Here is a 2,078-nt window from a genome sequence, read left to right as displayed (position 1 = left end):
GTCCCGATGAAGCGCGCCTTAGATCGTTGGCGGGTCCTACTGTACAATTTAGAGGCCGTGTCTCAGATGATGAAGTCACGCAGTTGATGCAGAACTGCTACGCTTTCGTTTTTCCCGGACTAGAGGATTTTGGGATCACTCCTGTTGAGGCTATGGCTTGCGGGAAACCGGTTTTAGCCTATGGGGGTGGCGGTGCGCTTGAGACTGTGGTTGCAGGTAAATCGGGATTGTTTTTTTATGAAGCAACTGCTGAAAGTCTTGCTGCAGCAATATCAGAGTTTGAGAAACAGACCTGGATACCGTCAGAAATCCGACAAGCGGCAGAAGGGTTTTCTGAGGAGATTTTTCTTGAGAAGATGGTTGGGTATATCGAGCAGGAAATCGGACTTGATCTCTCGCGGCAAAGACAACCATGAAGACAGCTATTTTTTTCGGAGGAAGCGGATATATCGGTGAGCGGACCTGGAAGCGGCTTCTGGGATGGTTCGACCGAATTGTTTTGTCCGACACTAGGAATCCGGCAGCGAAGCTGCCTGAAGGGATGGAGTTTGTGCGTTGTGACGTCCGCGAACCTGTGATCGAGCAATTGGCCGGTGCGATGGATGCGGCTGTGCCGTCGGCGGGGAGCTGGATTTTTCACTTTTCAGCAGTGCATCGGGAACCAGGACATGCCTTTCAAGAGTATTTTGACACGAACATCCCTGGGGCCGAGCACGTTACAGCCTTTGCCGAGGATGTGGGTATCCAGAATATTTTTTTTACCTCGTCGATCGCAGTTTACGGGGAGACGCAAGGCGCGACGGACGAGACGGCACCCTTGTATCCGAGTTCCGGTTATGGGATTTCCAAGCTTGCAGCGGAGCTGATTCATGAACGCTGGGCAGTGGCCGATCCTTCACGCCGATTGGTGACCTGTCGGCCGGGGGTGGTCTACGGTCCGGGCGATCCGGGGAATATCCTGCGGATGATCCGGGCTGTGAAACAGGGAATTTTCTTTTTTCCAGGGAATTCCCAGATTTTCAAGAGTTATGCCTATATCGAGGGCCTGTTGGACAGTATGGAATTCACGATGGCGCGGACGGAGCGGATTATCCGCTACAATTACGTCGAACACCCGACAGAGCCGCTGAGCGAGCTGGTGGAGCATGCCGAACGAGTGTTGGGCAAACGCTCCCGCACGATACCGCTGCCGTTATGGTTACTGATACCAGCCGCGTATTTGGTTCAGGTTCTTACACGAGGAAATTCGGCAATTCATCCCAAGAGGGTCCGCAAGGCGGCAATGTCGACACATATCGTGCCACAATGGCTTATTGATCATGGTTTCGAGTTTAAATTCGATTTTGAGAAAAGCCTGAAGGATTGGCAGCTGAAGGGGCCAAGAGATTTTTAGTTTACCTCAGGAAGGTGAGGTGCTTTGTGTTGAAAGTGGATTGGCTATAGAAGAAAACGGAATTTGTTTCACGTTCTCATTTGCTAATGGGTAACAATGCCATTTGGGAGTAAGCGTCCCTTAGAGCACCTCATTGACTAGCAGCTGGCTTCCAGTTTTTCGGAGTCAGGCTGGAGATGAACTCGGGGTCGCTACGATCTGCACGAGCGAGGCGGTTGAGCACGTCGAGCAGATACTCTTGGGGGTTGTGGCCGGACAGGTGGCAATTCTGAAGGATTGTATAAAGGATTGCGCTGCGGCGACCTGCTTTCGGATGCCCGATAAATAGTCGCCCTTTTAAAGTTACTTAAAATATTGATAATTAATGGTTTAATCAATTTTTAAGAGACTGCTACATTTTTTCTGCAAAAAGGGCGATTTGAGTATCAGCCTTCCGAATACCCAGATAGAATCCGGTGTTTAAGGGGGATCTGTCGAAAAGGTCAACGGAAGCTGAGACGTGTATCGTTTCGCACGAAACGTCGGCAATTTCCATTTTATGACCACAGTCATCCCATAGGGATTCTAATTTTTCCTGGACCACAGATTACGCAGATACACACAGATAAGTATTTTTTTATTAGGTGTTTATGATTATCCTCTAGAAGGATGATAGTTGCATGAATACCCTTCAATTTGGCGAAGT

3 protein-coding genes are annotated in these 2,078 nt (G+C 49.5%); 2 read left to right on the top strand and 1 reads right to left on the bottom strand.

The window, feature by feature from the left end:
• Positions 1 to 416 (top strand): glycosyltransferase (locus tag HRU10_15325; protein NRA28604.1); only part of this gene is annotated, 416 nt, incomplete at its 5' end.
• Positions 413 to 1,393: an NAD-dependent epimerase/dehydratase family protein gene (locus HRU10_15320; GenBank protein ID NRA28603.1), complete on the top strand. Its 981-nt coding sequence runs from the start codon at positions 413 to 415 to the stop codon at positions 1,391 to 1,393. The genes HRU10_15325 and HRU10_15320, both read left to right, overlap by 4 nt.
• A 130-nt stretch (positions 1,394 to 1,523) precedes the next feature.
• Here the strand turns inward: HRU10_15320 and HRU10_15315 are convergent, their stop codons facing one another.
• The gene (locus HRU10_15315; protein NRA28602.1) at positions 1,524 to 1,715 is read right to left on the bottom strand and encodes a transposase domain-containing protein; all 192 of its coding nucleotides are present in this window, start codon (positions 1,713 to 1,715) and stop codon (positions 1,524 to 1,526) included.
• Between the last annotated feature and the right edge of the window lie 363 nt (positions 1,716 to 2,078).

This window comes from Opitutales bacterium (genome assembly GCA_013215165.1).
In the GTDB taxonomy this organism is placed as follows: Bacteria; Verrucomicrobiota; Verrucomicrobiia; order Opitutales; family JABSRG01; genus JABSRG01.
This window is presented reverse-complemented; position numbering and strand designations above follow the sequence as displayed.